Below are 14,890 nucleotides of genomic sequence, written 5' to 3'. Positions count from 1 at the left end.
CTTCCCCTCAGCGGTTATGGACGGCCGCTCGGCGGCTGCGGAACTGTTCGGTGAGCACCGCCACGTGCTCGCGCCGGTAGCCCTGGTCCATCGCCCTCTGCACGCGCTCACGCATCACACCCAGGTAGGACTGGTCGATCCCGGCCCGCTCCGCGATGCCGGTCAGGTTGTCGAGGACGTCCAGGTGCGAGGTCAGCGGAGCCTGCTCGAAGGTGTAGTCACGGCGCGCGATGAGACCGAGACCGACGCCGATCGTGTTCTGGAAACCGGGGTCGTAGAGCGGCACGGATTCGGCGAAGTCGTTGAGGGGGACGCCCAGGCTCTCCGCGATGGCCGAGCATTCCAGGAAGCCGTTGACGAACGCGTAGTAGAAGGCGCTGGACACGACGTGGTAGGCCTTCGCGTAACCGGGATCGGAGCCCAGACGCACCTGCTTGCCGGAGAGCGCCTCGGTCACGCCCGCCAGTTCCTTGAAGTCCTCGGCCGCCCCGCCGTAGACGGTGAAGCAGTCCTCGGTACCGATGGCGTCCGGGTAGTTGAGGATCGCCGCCTCCAGGTATCTGCCTCCCGCGGCCTCGACCCGCGCTCGCAGCGGGGTGACGTCGTCGGGGACGCCGCTGGCGTTCTGCACGACGAGCCTGCCGGAGAGATCGGCCGCGGCCCCGTCCAGGACCCGGTGGGTGATCTCGTAGTTGAGCAGGCAGAACAGCACGATCGGGGAGTCCTCGATCGCGGCGGCCGCCTTCTCGTGGATGTGGACGTTCCTTCCCGCGAGCCTCTCCGACCGTTCGGGCGTGCGGTTCCAGACCGAGACCTCAAGGCCGGAGTCGGCGCAGGCCCGCACCACCGCGGAACCGATCACGCCGGTTCCGATGACTGTCATGTCCGCCATGTCAGTGCTCCATCCTGTTGAAGGTCATGACCACTCCACCGACCTCGGTGGCGTCCGCCCAGGCTGCGAAGGTGTCCAGCAGCCGCTCGGTGCCGGCCCTGCTCTCAAGCCGCTCCCGGAGCGCCCATACGAGCCGGGGGAAGGAACCGCGCACGTTCTCCGTGATGTCGACGAGTTCGGTGATCGCCATCCCCGCCTCCCGCGCCGCCGACAGGTGGTCCTCGGGCGCGTCGAGCGACACGGCGTTCAGCATGGCCAGATAGGGGCCGATGCGCCCGCGAATCTCCTCCGTCATCGGAACCCGCAGGTAGGGAGTCTCGACCACCAGGCGCCCCTGCGGGCGCAGGACCCTGGCGACGTTCCGGTAGAGATCGGCGATGTCGAAGTGCGGGGTGACCTCGAAGGCCAGCACCGCGTCGAACGAGGCGGTGGCGAACGGCAGGTCCAGCGCGTCGACGCGCCGGAAGTCCACCATCTCCGCCACCCCGTGCGCCGCGGCGTGCTCCGCCCCGTTGCGCAGTGCCTGCCGGTCGATGTCGATCGCGACGACCCGCGCCCCGAATGTCCGGGCCAGGCGCACCGCCGGACGGCCGTTGCCGCAGCCCACGTCCAGCACCTGCGAGCCGGGGCCCACGTCCAGCCGGGCCAGCACGAAGTCGGTCATCCGCTCCGTGGCCTCGGAGATTGTGGTGTCGTCGTCGGGCCCCGCCCAGAAGCCGTAGTGCCGGTCGGGTCCCGCCGTCTCGCCCACCAGTGCGGCGAGCTCGTTGTAGGTTGACTCGATCTCCGAGGGAGCCGTTCTGACGTTTCCCGCGTCCACCCGGAGTTCGGAGTCCTCACCATCCAGACCAGAAATGAGAAACCTCCCGAACCGGCACCAATAACCTTAAATTGCCGATCGAATTAATTCCCCGGCCGAGCGAAACAGTAGCAGCGGGGGCCGACACAGTCGACGACCTCGAATATCGGTTTCCCACCCATTCGGGTCAACACTTCCACGAACGTCGGTACCGGTACACCACCCTTTCGCCATAAAACCATTTATCGACAAAGGGCACCGAAAATCGGATCTGTCTTTCTTGGTTTTGCCTTTCCCGCTTCACGGGTAATCCCGCTACGGAAGCCGGACCGCCTCCGCGGATGGTGAACCAAACGACTGTCGGCACCATTGCCCACAAAACGGATAACCGACTCAGGCTGATGGGCGTCAACGGCGACGCCGAGGTCCGGCGCGGTGGCCGATTCCGGACTTGAACCCAAGCCAGCGAACCGAGTCATTCACCGGAGAGACCGTGGACATCATTCCCGAGCCCGTCGACTACCCTTTCGGTAAGCCCATCCGTCTCGACGTCGACTCCGAATACACGCGGTGCCGCGAGCGGCCGGGGCTGACCAGGGTCCGCCCACCCTACGGTGACGACGCCTGGCTGGTGACCCGCTACCACGACATGCGTTCGGTGCTGCGCGACCGCCGTTTCGTCCGGACGCCCCCCACCGGCGGCGACGAGGCGCGCCTCACCGTCCTGCCGCTCCAGGACAGCATCCTCAACACCGACCCGCCGCAGCAGACCCGGCTGCGCCGGGTGCTGGCGAGCGGGCTCAGATTCAACACCGAGCGGATCCACCTGCTCCGATCGATCGCCGAGCAGCGTTCCCTTACGCTCATGGCCGGGTTCGCCGACACGCCTCCCCCGTACGATCTGGTCGGCGACTACATCAAGCCACTGGTCGTGGAGGTGCTGTGTCCGCTGATCGGGATCCCCAAGCAGGACCTCGCGATCTTCCTTAACTGGTTCGAGGGGTTCGCCAGCACCACACTGGCCGCCGACGTCGTGGAGGCCAGGGTCGAGGAGATCTCCCGCTACACCGACCGGCTCATCGCCGCCCGGCGCGCGGAGCCAAGGGACGACCTCGTCAGCGTCCTCGCCCACGCCCTGGACGAGGAGGGTCCCGACGGCGCTCCCGCCGAGGACGGGGGGCTCGCCGAGGCGGAGATCAAGGAACTGGTCAACGACATCCTGCTGGCGATCGACAACGTCTCGACACAGCTGACGAACGCCTTCTATCTCCTGCTCACCTCGCCCGGGAAGCTGGCGGAGCTGCGCGCGGATCCCGGGCTCATCCCGGCGGCCGTCGACGAACTCATACGCTACGCACCGTTCCCCTCACACGTCACCTTCGCCCGTTACGCCACCGAGGACGTGGAGGTGGGTGGAACGCTGGTGCGCGCGGGAGAGCAGGTGCTACCCGCCCTCCCCTCGGGCAACCACGATCCGTCGGTGTTCGCCAACCCCGGCGAGCTCGACTTCCACCGCGGTTCCAACCCGCACCTGTCCTTCGGGTACGGAACGCACCACTGCATGGGGGCGCCCCTGGTGCGCATGCTGATAGGGGTCGCGATCTCCTCGCTGTCGGAGTGCCCGCCGATGCGCCTCGCCGTCTCGGACGACGAGCTGCCATGGCGCTCGGATCTGCTGATCCGCCGCGTGGAGACACTGCCCGTCACCCGGTGACGCCGCGCCCGGCACTCGCCGGAGAAGGACCGCGTGAAAAAGGTGGCGGTCGCCGACCGCACGACCGCCACCCTCATCATCCTGGCTATTTCACCTGACCGAAGACCTGGCCGGTACGTGAGGTGAGCTCGCCGACGAAGAAGTCGCGGCAGGCCCTGAAGTATTCCTCGCTGCTGATCTGGCCGTCGCGGTTGGTGTCGATATTGCCCGACGCCTTCTCCGCCTCGCTGCTGGACAGCCCCCAGGCCTGCAGCAGCTTCGCGTACTCGGATGGGGACAGGAGTCCGTCGTCGTCGATGTCGGCCGCCGCGAACTCGGCATCGGTCACCGGGCGAAGGAGCTTCTCGGCGTTCTCCTTCTTGGCGTTGTTCTCCATGTAGGAGCGGAACTCCTCCTTGGAGATCTCCTCGTTCCTGTCGGCGTCCATGGCCTCGGCCATGGCCACCCAGGCCCGGTCGTACGCCTCCGTGAGGCGGCGTCCCTTGGCGGATCCCTTCTCGTAGCCGAAGTGCTTGAGGGTCCTGTCCGCCAGAGCCTGCAGGTCGCTGTGCTGGATCCTGCCGTCGCCGTTGACGTCGACCAGCTTGAACCAGTGGTCCGATTTGCGGGCAATAGCGTCTATAGCCATTATTTGCTCCATTCATATGACGGCCTACTTCTGTGGCCGAAATACCCGTAGCGGAGCAACAAAAAAACCAAAGAACGAGAAATTCTGACAGCTTTCAGGAAAAGCCCAGCCGGACTATTCACGAAAAATCAGAGATATTCACACTCGAACGAGAGCCGTTGGGGAGGAACCGGCGTCACCGGTAGCGGAAGCCGTCGAGGAACCGGCGGAAGACACCGCCCACCCGGGGCAGGGGCTCGGCCGGCGGCGGTGCCACCGCGCGCTGCCTGGCGATGGGCTGATCGTAGTCGGTCCGCGCGATGGCGTCGACGATCTGGGCCTCGTCGAAGTCCTCGGACCCCTCGATCACCGGCACGAAACCGACCAGCATCCCGTTCCGCATCACCAGTGCTTCGAGCCCCGCCGTACCGTCGGTGTCCCAGTCCGCCTCACGCCCACCGGGCAGCAGGACCCGGACCCCGAACTGGTAGCCGCCTCTCGCCAGTTGAGCGTTGATGCCACGGTCACGCAACGCGTCGACCACCCGCCTGGCCCGATTCTCATCCATCCCTCCCACCGTAACCGGCCCCGGCCATCCGTGAGCACCCGCGCGGGACCCGGCCGGATGGCCCGGCACGCAGATCGGTCCAGTGATGAACCGTGAGGATCGCCGGTCCGACGTCGAACGACTTGTCCGGCAAGGGCGCGGGCCCGGCGGTTCGGGGGATGCCGCGGGTGGCCCCTCAGCGACTCCGCAACGGCTGTTTCGAGCTTCTCCACCCTCCGTCCGGAGCCGATGCCTACAGCCTGTCCACCCTGCGCAGGAATCCGCGCACGTCCAGGAAGTCGGCGAGCGACCGGCGGTGCTCCTCACAGGCCGTCCAGATCTTCTCTCGCTCGGGCGGGTGAATCTTCGGGTTGTTCCAGATCACGGCGTACACCGCCGCCTCCTGGCAACCCTTCGCCGAGCAGATCATCGGCTCGCTCATCCGCGACACACCGCTGCCCACGAGATCCCGTGCCCGTCCTTGGCCCAGCCCACAGCGAGAGCGCTCAGCCGGAGCGTCGACTCATCCATGCGTTCAGCCTGTCATGCCACTGTGACTCCGGGGAGGGCGGTACTCGGATCACCCGGCCGCGCCCCGGAGAACACCATGTGCGCGTGCACGACGGCCCGGAAAGGAGCGATCGGTCAGCCGAGGATGCCGCGTTCGTACGCGACCGCGACGGCCGCGGCCCGGTCCTTGACCCCCAGCTTGCCGTAGATATGGGTGAGATGGGTCTTGACGGTCGCCTCGCTGATGAACAGCACGGCGGCGATCTCGCGGTTCGACGTGCCCTTGGCGACGAGTACGAGCACCTCACGCTCCCTGGCGCTGAGCGTTTCGTTGCCCGGCGCCCTCATCCGCGAGACCAGGCGCGAGGCCACCGCGGGTGACAGCACCGTCCGGCCCTCGGCCGCCGCTCGTACGGCGGTGAAGAGCTCGTCGCGCGGCGCGTCCTTGAGCAGGTAGCCGGTGGCACCGGCCTCGATCGCCGGCAGGGTGTCGGAGTCGGTGTCATAGGTGGTGAGGACGAGCACCCTGCTACGCAGCCCGCGGCGGGTCAGCTCGGCGATCGCCTCGACTCCGCCGCCGCCGGGCATCCGCAGGTCCATCAGGACCACGTCTGGGTCGAGGCGGGCGGTGAGCGCGACCGCTTCGGCTCCGTCGGAGGCCTCGCCGAGAACCTCGAAGTCAGCGGACGCGGCGAACATGCCGTGCAGCCCGTCGCGTACCACGGGATGGTCGTCGACGATCAGCAGGGTGATGATCCGCTCAGCCATGGCTCAGCAACGGTACGCGAGCCGAGACGGCTGTGCCGTGTCCCGGCTCGGACTCGATCTCGACCGTTCCCGCGATGCGTTCGGCGCGGGCGCGCATGCCGCCGAGGCCGAAGCCGCGTGCGGTTTCGCGCCGGGGCAGCGCGTGCGGGTCGAAGCCGCAGCCGTTGTCGCGGACATCCAGGCTCACCTCGTCCTCCATGTACGAAAGGGTGACGCCGACCCGCGTGGCACGGGCGTGCCGACCGGCGTTGGCGAGTGTCTCCTGGGCGATGCGGAGCACGGTCGCCTCGATCTCACCGTGCAGCGCCTCGACGGTACCGGTGACGGTGAACTCGGCCCGCACGCCCGTCGAGACGGACCACGTCTCGACGATGTTCTTCAGCGCCTCGGGCAGCGTGTCGTGCTCCAGCGCTCCGGGGCCGAGGTCCTGGACCGAGCGGCGGGCCTCTCCCAGGCTGTGGCGGGCGAGGGCCGCGGCGCGCTCGACGTGGTCGCCGGCGACCGCGGGGTCGGCGCTGTCGGCGGCCGCCTGGAGCTGGGTGACGATACCGGCCAGGCCCTGGGCGATGGTGTCGTGGATCTCGGCGGCCAGGCGCCTGCGTTCGTCGTTGACACCTGCCTCGCGGGCTTGGACGAGGAGTTGGGCCTGCAGCCCCGCGTTCTCCCTCATTGCCTGCTCAAGACGGGTGTTGGCACCCTCCAGCTCCGCGATGGTGGCGGCCCTCGCCCTGGCGTGCCCGGCCTCCTTGACCCCGATGCTGCCGAAGACGAGGGTGAGCGAGGCGTTGAGCGCGAAGAGCGCGCCGAAGGCGACCCACTGCGTTCCGTCGGCGGGCGGCATACCGCCGGACTGCGAACCGGCCATGGTCACGGCGGTGGCGAGCAGTCCGGCGTACATCTGGCGGCGTGGCAGCAGCCGCTCGGCGTCGAAGTAGCCGATCACCACGTAGATGGCGAAGAACGGGTTCAGCCAGGTGAGCACGGAGCCGAGCACGAGGCGTGCGACGTAGTAGACCCGGCCCACCATGTCGTACTCGGACAGGCCGGGACCGGTGCCGCTCCACCACAGCTGCAGGGCCAGCGCGGCCACGGCGAGCGCCAAGACCGCGTGCCTCTCGTCACGGGTCATCAGCATGTCGCCCGAGGCGATCGAGACCAGGCTGGCAAGACCGAGCAGGGCGTACGGCCCCCAGCGGAAGAACTGGTTCCCCCACTTCTCGGCAGTCGTGTCGCCCGCCATCCGCGCGGCCCTCCTTATCTGCGCTACTCCCAACGGAACCAGCGTGACGCGGCACCGAGCAGGATCACAGTCCACAGTGCCGTGACACCGAGGTGCGACCAACCGGGCCAGTCACCCGCCGCCGCCTGGTTCAGCGCCTGCGAGGCCGCCCCGAACGGGGTGAACTCGACGATGCGCCGCAGGATATCCGGCATCGCCTGGACCGGAAACCAGACGCCCGCGGTGAACATGGCCGGGAAGAAGACCACCGAGCCGAGGGCGGCGGAGATCTTCGTGGTGCGGGAGAACGCGGCGATCGTCGCTCCCATCGCGAGCGCGCCGAGCGTGGTGAGGACCAGTGCCAGCGCGTAACCGAAGAGCTGCCCGGGGAGCGCCACGTCGAAGGCGAGGCGGCCCACGGCCATCGCGACGACCGCCGCGCACAGGGCGGCCGCGCCGTGCAGCACGATCTGCGCCCCCAGCAGCGAGACGGGCCGCACCGGGGTGGTCGACATGCGACGCAGGATGCCACGCTCCCGGTAGCCGGTGAGGACGGGCGGCATGGCCTGCAGCCCGGCCATGATCATGGCGAGGAGCACGACCACGGGGACGTACAGATCGATGACCCGCAGGCCACCGAGCTCCGGGTCGGCCTCCCGGAAGGACGGGATCAGGCCGAGGATCGTCAGCAGCAGGGTCGGGAAGACGACTATCCAGAACAGGCTGCCGAGCTCGCGGCCGAAGAGCCTGGTCTCGGACTTCAGCACGGCGGTGGATGCGGACATGTCAGTCCTCCTGTTCCGTGAGGTCTGTCGTGAGGTCTGTCGTGAGGTCGAGGAACGCGTCGTCCAGCGTGGCGTCGGCGACGCGCAGTTGCCGGGCGGTGATCTGATGCCGGGCGAGCAGTGAGATCACCGCGTTGACCGTCTCGTCGGTCCCGTTGATGACCAGCCGGTCGCCCTTCCGCTCCACCGAGGTGGCCGCGGGCAGCATGGCCAGTTCACCGTCGTCCAGCGGCCGCGAGGGCGTGAACGAGATGACCGTCGAGTTCGCGGTGCGGCCGATGAGTCCCGCCGGGGTGTCCAGGGCGGCGACCCTGCCCGCGTTGATCACGGCGACGCGGTCGCACAACTGCTGGGCCTCCTCCATGAAGTGGGTGACCAGCAGGACGGTCACCCCTCCGTCCCGGACCTCCTGGATGAGCTTCCAGGTGTCGCGGCGAGCGCGCGGGTCCAGGCCCGTGGTGAGCTCGTCGAGCACGACGACCCTGGGGTTGCCGATGAGGGCCAGGGCGATGAACAGCCGCTGCCTCTGACCGCCCGAGAGCTTGCCGAAGCGGGTGGCCAGCCGATCGGTGAGACCGAGCCGGTCGGCGAGCGAGCGCCAGTCGGCCGGTCTCGGGTAGAAGGCGCTGTAGAGCTCCAGCGCCTCTCGCACGGTGAGCTTCGCCTGCAGCTCACTCTCCTGCAACTGGGCGCCGAGAAACCGGGTCACCTGTGCGTGCTCGGAGACCGGGTCGAGACCGGCGACCCGGACCGTGCCGGCGTCGGGCACCCGCAGTCCCTCGACGCATTCCACGGTCGTCGTCTTGCCCGCGCCGTTCGGGCCGAGGATCCCGAAGATCTCCCCCTCCTGCACGGCGAAGGACACCCCGTCCACGGCGGGTCTGCCCCCGTACGCCTTGCGCAGCCCGCTGACTTCGATGATCGTCATACCTTGAGAATCCTGGTGGGCGGCGGTCCGGCACATCGCCCGTCACGCTCGAAATCACCTCAACCGATCGGTTGACACTCGGGTACGACCTCTCATCCGCCGAAGGTCGATGGCCAGAGGTGTCCACTCCGTGCCCGCGCCGCACGACTCGACCGCGTTCTCACCGACATGAACGATGTGCGGGGGTTCCGCCGGCGTCGACTGGCCCTCGCGACGTGAGCGGGGAAATCGTGCGAGACCGCGCACCACTCCGGCATGGAGATCGCCGATAGGACGGTTTTCCCTGCTCATGGCAGGTCGGCAGCCGATTCCCCGACCCGCGACCGGGTACAGAACCTGCTGCGCCCCGGTGACGGAGGCCGGGCCGCCGAGCCAGGCGGCCTGGAGCTCTCCGCTCCGCGGCACCCGGCGAACGTGGGGATCCTCCGCCGATCTTGGCAGGGGCTCGGAAAGAAGGTACGCGAAGATGGCCGAACGTACGGTGCCGCCTCCGGTGGATCTGCCCGCGCTCAAGCGGCGCCTCGGCAGCACAGGTGTGTGGCTGGGGTCGATCTCAGCGGTGCCCGCGGCCGAGGCGCGGCGCGCGGCCACCACGATCGAGCGGTTCGGCTACTCCACGCTGTGGTTCGGTGAGACCCCGAACAGCAAGGAGGCCCTGGCCAACGCCGCGGTCCTGCTGTGCGCCACCGAGCGCCTGATCCTGGCCACCGGCATCGCCAACATCTACGGACGAGACGCGACCGCCGCCGCCAACGGGGCCAGAACCCTGGCCGACGCGTGGCCGGAGCGCTTCGTCCTGGGCCTGGGCGTGAGCCACGCCCCGCTGGTCACGAGTCGCGGGCACGACTACAGCAGACCGGTGTCCGCCATGCGCGCCTACCTGGACGCCATGGACACCACCGCCTTCAGCGCGCCCCTGACGGAGGAGGCACCGAGGTTGCTGGCCGCGCTGCGCCCGAAGATGCTGGAACTGGCCGCGACCCGTGCCCAGGGAGCGCATCCCTACTTCGTCACCCCCGAACACACCGCCCAGGCCAGAAGGATCCTCGGCCCCGACCCCGTCCTCGCTCCCGAGCAGGCGGTGGTGGTCGACACCGACCCCGAGCGCGCCCGTGCCACCGCGCGCCACTACATGGCCCTGTACCTGGCCCTGCCCAACTATCTGAACAACCTGCGTGACCTGGGCTTCTCCGACGCGGACTTCGAGGAAGGCGGCAGTGACGCGCTCGTCGACGCGATCGTGCCCACGGGGGACGCGGAGACCGTCGCCGAACGTGTCCGCGCCCACCACACGGCCGGCGCCGACCACGTCGCCGTGCAACCCCTTGCCCGGACACTCGATCAGCAACTGGAACAGTTGCGACTGCTGGCTCCCCTGCTCATCGGCTGAGCACTACCCGTCCGCGGGAGGTGAGGGTGCCCGGATGGGCGGACTTGCGATACTTGTCCCATGTCCCCCACAACCTTCCTCCTCATCATCGCGTTCGTGGTGCTGGTCATCACGAACCTGCCTCGCCGAGGTCGGGCCACGTCGTACCAGGACGCCGACCACCGGGGCGTGGTCGTCTACTGGCGGCCCGGTTGCACGTACTGCATGAGGCTGCGTACGCGCCTGCGTTTCACGCGGCTGCGCTACAGCGAGGTCAACATCTGGGGAGATCCCGAGGCGGCGGCGTTCGTCCGCTCGGTCGCGGACGGGAACGAGACGGTACCGACCGTGACCGTGGCCGGAAAGGCGATGGTGAACCCGTCGAAGAGCCAGGTGCTCGAAGCGGTCAGGACGCACCTGGACCCTCAGACCTGACCCCACTGTTTGGAGCGCACTACCGACCACACGTGCCACGCGGCCGTGTAGCCGGCCATCACCGCGCCGAACCCACCGATCCCGCCCAGAATCACACAGCGCACCAGGTCGTACAGGCTCACCGCGGCACGGTCGCCGCTCCCCAGCACGGCCGCGCCGAGGACGGCGGCGCCCACGCCGACGGCCAGGACCCACCCGCGCACCCGTCCCGTCACGCCGGGCCGGCGTCCCGGCCGTACGGCGGCGCGCCGGTACCACAGCGCGAACCAACCGGCCAGGACCAGGAGCCCGCCCAGCGAGCTGACGTACATCACCACGTTGAACACCCGGTGCGCTCCGACGACCGAGACGCGCATCGCCGGCCAGTGCACCACGGCGAAGCCGCCCACCTGGGTGAACCCGTCCCACACCAGGTGCGTGGCGATACCGGTCAGCAGCGCGGCCGGCACCGCGATCCCGATCCCGGAGGGCGCCCGATCAGGTAGCCGATCACGTAACCCTTGCGGGGCCAGCGCCGTCAACGGCGCGCGGAGCAGCAGGTGGAACACGACGAGCACCGCGACTCCCACCGGCAGGGCCACCAGCAACCCGCCCGGCCAGCCGTGGGTGGTGTTCGAGGAGAAGGGCAACGGCAGGTAGTACGGCAGATCGGGCACCATCGCACCTACCGCCAATGCCGAGGGGGGCAGCCGGCGCCGCAGCGGCAGGATCGCAACGGTATGGCTCAGTGTGAAAGGCATGCCCCATTGTCGACGTCGGCGATGGTGAGCCACGGCAGGAAGACACGCCGAAGATTTCCGGAATCCGCGCGAAATGATGGGGCCGCCCGCGCCATGTAGGGAGTGTCCACTTTTCGTACCCACGAAGGAGACCTGCCTTGGGAAGCGCCCGTGGATGACGACTGGCTGGCCAGGTTCGAGGCCGTCTACCGGGAGACATACCACCAGATCACGGCCTACGCCGTACGCCGCTGTGACTCGCCGCAGGACGCGGCCGACGTCGTGGCGGAGACCTTCACCATCGCCTGGCGCCGGGTGAGCGAGCTGCCACCGGGACCGGAGGCCAGGCTCTGGCTGTACGGCGTGGCGCGCAAGGTGCTGGCCGGCCACCGCAGGAGCGCGGCCCGGCGCCGGCAGCGCAGCGTCGAGCTCGACACCGAGATGGCCGACCTCTACGGGAGTTCACCCGACAGCGGCGTCGAGCTGAGCGTGATCGCCCAGGTGTTCGGGAGCCTGTCCGATGACGACCGTGAGCTCCTCTCGCTGGTCGCCTGGGAGGGCCTGGGACGCGAGGAGATCGCCACGATGCTGGGTCTGTCACGCAACGCCGTACGCATCAGGCTGCACCGTGCCCGCAGGCGTTTCTCCCGCGCGCTCGACGAAGCCGGTGTCCGGTCCACCACGGAAAGCCGGATGGTTCCGGCGGGGAGGTCGCTGTGAGGAACGCCGATGAGATCAGTGAGCTGCTGAGGCCGCTGTCCCGGATCGAACCCGGGCAGCCGGACGGCCACGCGTCCGGTGCGGGGGCACGGGCGCTGCTGACCTCGATCACGGTCCGGGAGCCGGGACGTGCCCGTCGACCCGGCCTCCTCCCGCGCGGCCCCCGCCGTCTCGCGCCGATCCTGGCCGCCGCGGTCGTGCTCGCGACAGGCATCGTCGTGGGGCCGAGCCTGCTGGAGGACGGGGGTGGCGCGGCTACCTCCTACGCCAACTCCGCGGTGGAGATCCACCGGGAAGGTGACCAGTACGTCGCCCGCATCAAGGATCCGTTCGCCGACTACGACAGGTACACCGAGGCGTTCCACGCGGTCGGCCTGAACGTCGATCTGCGCCCGGTGCCCGTCTCGCCGGGCGCGGTGGGAAAGACCCTGGGGATGGTCATCACCGGCAAGGACTCTCTCGCCCCCGACCCGCAGGGCACACCAGACCCCTCCGGCCCCCGATTCGGGGGTGTCGCCCTCTCGGTGGAGACGGCGCCCAGGGGATGCCATCCGGGACGGAGCAGCCACTGCGTCATGGTGATGCGGATCCCCGCAGGTTTCGCCGGCGGGGTGAATGTCAGGCTGGGGCGCCAGGCGAAGCCGGGAGAGGAGTATGCGAATTTCGACGCGGCCCTGGCCCCGGGTGAGATGTTCGCCGGGGTCCGGCTGAGAGACGGCCGCTCCGTGCACGACATGCTGGCCGAGGCGCGCAAGCGCGAGCTGACCGCGGTGTTCAGCCTCATTCGGACGGACGAGGAGACGGGCGGCCTGTCCTTCGAGCCGCTACCCGCGGACCGGGTCGGACGCGGCTGGATCGTCTGGCACGCGTGGCAGGTGAAGGCCGGCGTGATCCGGTTGCTCGTCACCCCCGAACGCCTGCCCGAGAACCCGTTCCACAACGGAAGCGCACCACCGCCCGCCTCCTGAGTCGTGCGCCGTCACTTGACATCCATGTGCCGCCTCGCCGACGCTCGCAGGAGCAGGTGTCGCGACCTCGGCGGCCACAGGGGCCGTACGGGCTGAAACGTCGACTCTCCCGAAGGGACGACGTGGATGCACCCCATGCTGCGACGGCTGGACGACCTCGCCGCCCACCTGGCCACGCGTGGGGACGCTCTCGCGCTGCTCGGCCTCGGCTCGGCCGGCGCCGAGCACGACCGGCTCGACGAACACTCCGACCTGGACTTCTTCGTCGTCGTCGAGGACACCGCCAAGCCCCGCTACCTGGAGTCCATCGACTGGTTGCGGGCGCCCTGCCCGGTGGCGTACAGCTTCAGCAACGACCGCGACGGGCGCAAGGCGCTGTTCGCCGACGGGATCTTCGTCGAGTACGCGATCTTCACGCTCGATGAGCTGGCCCTGCTCCCCTTACACGGCGTGCGGGTCGTCTGGCAGCGCGACGACGCGCCCACCGACCTGGCGGGTTACGGAACGCCACCCGCCGGCCCGTGGTGCGACACGGTCGAGTTCCACCTGAACGAGGCCCTGACCAACCTCTACATCGGCCTGCACCGCGAGCTGCGCGGCGAGCGGCTGGCCGCGGCCCGCTTCATCCAGTCGTTCGCCGTCGATCGGGTGATCGCCCTGCTGCACCTCACCTCCGCTCGGGCGCACCACCGCCGCGACCCGTTCGAGCCGAGCCGGCGCGTGGAGCAGGCGTACTCGCCGGACGTGTTGCCGCTGGCCGAGATGGTTCCCGGATACGAGCACAACAGGCAAGCCGCCAGTGTCACCCTGGCCTGGTTGGAGGAGCGGTTCGCCGTCGACGCCGTGATCGCCGACGCCGTCCGAGGGCTTCTGCCGGTCGCGCCCGGCCAGTCACCATCCGCCATCCCCCGGAACTCCTCTGAAGATCACTCACGTGCGGAAAACGGACTGGCCGGACAATGATCGGCCATGACACGGTGTACCGGTGTCCGATCTCAGCAGACTTCCCCGCTCGGTCGCCGAGGCCATCGCCGCCGAACGGGACGGTGAGCGATTGCGTTACCTGTTCTTCTGGGGCCACCGGCCGGCGCGCGGCGGCGGGGTCGGCGCCGGATGCCTCAGCCAGTGGTGGGAGATCGGCTTCACCTCGGAAGGGCACCTCTTCCGGTCCGCCGAGCACTACATGATGGCGCACAAGGCGTGGCTGTTCGGCGACGACGAGACCGCCACGCGGGTCCTCGCCGCCGAGCACCCCGGCGAGGCGAAGAAACTCGGCCGCGAGGTTCGCGGCTTCGACGAGGCGATCTGGAACGAGCACCGCTACGGGATCGTGGTACGCGGCAACATCGCCAAGTTCGGCGAGCATCCCGAACTGAAGGACTTCCTGCTCGGCACCCGGGCCCGCGTGCTGGTCGAGGCCAGCCCCGTCGACCGGATCTGGGGCATCGGCCTCACCGCCGACGACGAACGCGCCACCTCCGCCACCACCTGGCGGGGCCTGAACCTGCTCGGCTTCGCCCTCATGGACGCCCGCGACGCCCTGGACACCGAGTCGTGAGACAGGACTCGCGGACGCGAGGGCCGGGAGCGGGGATGGCACCGCCGGATCGCAAGGCCGACGGGCGGGTTCGAGACACTCACTCCTCGTACAGCGTCCGGATCTCGACACCGCCCTCCACGCTGGGGGGCGGTTCGCCGATGGCGATCGCCTGGTCCAGGTCCCTCGCCTCGGCCGGGAAGATCCCGGCGAACACCTCCTTGCTCTTGATGAACGGCCCATCCGTCACCATGCCGCCCTTCCGGATCGTCGTCGCCATGCCGACGACCTTCGTACCCTCGCTTCGATCTTCGCGGTGACGGCCATGTCGGCCTCCGTGACGTCGGCCGGAATGTCCGCGACGGGGACTTCC

The 14,890-nt window shown here is 69.0% G+C and carries 18 protein-coding genes; 7 read left to right on the top strand and 11 right to left on the bottom strand.

What is annotated here, in order from left to right:
* Positions 1-7: 7 nt before the first annotated feature.
* Entirely contained in the window at positions 8-892 is an 885-nt protein-coding gene (locus ACWD3H_RS27845; RefSeq protein ID WP_355559039.1) for an NAD(P)-dependent oxidoreductase, read from the bottom strand.
* 1 nt (position 893) lies between these two features.
* Positions 894-1,712 carry an SAM-dependent methyltransferase gene (locus ACWD3H_RS27840; protein WP_451957062.1) on the bottom strand — a complete coding sequence of 273 codons (819 nt, stop codon included), beginning with the start codon at positions 1,710-1,712 and terminating at the stop codon, positions 894-896.
* 472 nt (positions 1,713-2,184) lie between these two features.
* Between ACWD3H_RS27840 and ACWD3H_RS27835 the strand changes: the two genes are divergently transcribed.
* Positions 2,185-3,405 carry a cytochrome P450 gene (locus tag ACWD3H_RS27835; RefSeq protein WP_350915477.1) on the top strand — a complete coding sequence of 407 codons (1,221 nt, stop codon included), beginning with the start codon at positions 2,185-2,187 and terminating at the stop codon, positions 3,403-3,405.
* Between the two features lie 85 nt (positions 3,406-3,490).
* On the opposite strand, the gene ACWD3H_RS27830 is transcribed toward ACWD3H_RS27835, so the two are convergent.
* The 7 genes from ACWD3H_RS27830 to ACWD3H_RS27800 form a co-directional block, all read right to left on the bottom strand.
* The gene (locus ACWD3H_RS27830) at positions 3,491-4,033 is read right to left on the bottom strand and encodes an EF-hand domain-containing protein (RefSeq protein ID WP_451957061.1); all 543 of its coding nucleotides are present in this window, start codon (positions 4,031-4,033) and stop codon (positions 3,491-3,493) included.
* A 175-nt stretch (positions 4,034-4,208) separates the two neighbouring features.
* On the bottom strand, positions 4,209-4,580 hold the full coding sequence (locus tag ACWD3H_RS27825; RefSeq protein WP_350915481.1) for a hypothetical protein: 372 nt from the start codon (positions 4,578-4,580) through the stop codon (positions 4,209-4,211).
* A gap of 232 nt (positions 4,581-4,812) precedes the next feature.
* Positions 4,813-5,001, bottom strand: coding sequence for a hypothetical protein (locus tag ACWD3H_RS27820; protein ID WP_355559094.1), 189 nt, complete (start codon positions 4,999-5,001; stop codon positions 4,813-4,815).
* Positions 5,002-5,204: 203 nt separating this feature from the next.
* Complete coding sequence (locus ACWD3H_RS27815; RefSeq protein ID WP_355559048.1) at positions 5,205-5,837, bottom strand: response regulator transcription factor; 633 nt, start codon at positions 5,835-5,837, stop codon at positions 5,205-5,207.
* Positions 5,830-7,077, bottom strand: a complete 1,248-nt coding sequence (locus ACWD3H_RS27810) for a sensor histidine kinase (protein ID WP_451957060.1) — start codon at positions 7,075-7,077, stop codon at positions 5,830-5,832. The genes ACWD3H_RS27815 and ACWD3H_RS27810 overlap by 8 nt, the downstream gene beginning before the upstream one ends.
* A 23-nt stretch (positions 7,078-7,100) precedes the next feature.
* Positions 7,101-7,841, bottom strand: a complete 741-nt coding sequence (locus ACWD3H_RS27805) for an ABC transporter permease (RefSeq protein ID WP_451957059.1) — start codon at positions 7,839-7,841, stop codon at positions 7,101-7,103.
* A 1-nt stretch (position 7,842) separates the two neighbouring features.
* On the bottom strand, positions 7,843-8,769 hold the full coding sequence (locus ACWD3H_RS27800; protein WP_451957058.1) for an ABC transporter ATP-binding protein: 927 nt from the start codon (positions 8,767-8,769) through the stop codon (positions 7,843-7,845).
* Positions 8,770-9,235: 466 nt separating this feature from the next.
* On the opposite strand from ACWD3H_RS27800, the gene ACWD3H_RS27795 reads away from it, so the two are divergent.
* Both ACWD3H_RS27795 and ACWD3H_RS27790 read left to right on the top strand, forming a co-directional pair.
* Positions 9,236-10,159: a TIGR03620 family F420-dependent LLM class oxidoreductase gene (locus ACWD3H_RS27795; RefSeq protein WP_451957057.1), complete on the top strand. Its 924-nt coding sequence runs from the start codon at positions 9,236-9,238 to the stop codon at positions 10,157-10,159.
* Positions 10,160-10,219: 60 nt separating this feature from the next.
* Positions 10,220-10,573: a glutaredoxin domain-containing protein gene (locus ACWD3H_RS27790; protein WP_451957056.1), complete on the top strand. Its 354-nt coding sequence runs from the start codon at positions 10,220-10,222 to the stop codon at positions 10,571-10,573.
* Here ACWD3H_RS27790 and ACWD3H_RS27785 read toward each other — a convergent pair.
* The gene (locus ACWD3H_RS27785; RefSeq protein WP_451957055.1) at positions 10,564-11,313 is read right to left on the bottom strand and encodes a DUF4184 family protein; all 750 of its coding nucleotides are present in this window, start codon (positions 11,311-11,313) and stop codon (positions 10,564-10,566) included. The genes ACWD3H_RS27790 and ACWD3H_RS27785 overlap by 10 nt on opposite strands.
* Before the next feature lie 150 nt (positions 11,314-11,463).
* Here ACWD3H_RS27785 and ACWD3H_RS27780 point away from each other — a divergent pair, with 150 nt between their 5' ends.
* From ACWD3H_RS27780 to ACWD3H_RS27765, 4 genes are all read left to right on the top strand, one after another.
* Positions 11,464-12,012 carry an RNA polymerase sigma factor gene (locus tag ACWD3H_RS27780; protein ID WP_350955532.1) on the top strand — a complete coding sequence of 183 codons (549 nt, stop codon included), beginning with the start codon at positions 11,464-11,466 and terminating at the stop codon, positions 12,010-12,012.
* Positions 12,009-12,980 carry a hypothetical protein gene (locus ACWD3H_RS27775; RefSeq protein ID WP_451957054.1) on the top strand — a complete coding sequence of 324 codons (972 nt, stop codon included), beginning with the start codon at positions 12,009-12,011 and terminating at the stop codon, positions 12,978-12,980. Before ACWD3H_RS27780 ends, ACWD3H_RS27775 begins: the two co-directional genes overlap by 4 nt.
* A gap of 135 nt (positions 12,981-13,115) precedes the next feature.
* Positions 13,116-13,943, top strand: coding sequence for a hypothetical protein (locus ACWD3H_RS27770; RefSeq protein WP_451957053.1), 828 nt, complete (start codon positions 13,116-13,118; stop codon positions 13,941-13,943).
* 22 nt (positions 13,944-13,965) lie between these two features.
* Complete coding sequence (locus ACWD3H_RS27765; protein WP_451957052.1) at positions 13,966-14,538, top strand: NADAR family protein; 573 nt, start codon at positions 13,966-13,968, stop codon at positions 14,536-14,538.
* 79 nt (positions 14,539-14,617) lie between these two features.
* Here ACWD3H_RS27765 and ACWD3H_RS27760 read toward each other — a convergent pair whose 3' ends face one another.
* Positions 14,618-14,797, bottom strand: coding sequence for a YciI family protein (locus ACWD3H_RS27760; RefSeq protein WP_451957051.1), 180 nt, complete (start codon positions 14,795-14,797; stop codon positions 14,618-14,620).
* Positions 14,798-14,890 lie beyond the last annotated feature (93 nt).

The sequence above is a fragment of the Streptosporangium sp. NPDC002607 genome, from assembly GCF_053592655.1.
This window is presented reverse-complemented; position numbering and strand designations above follow the sequence as displayed.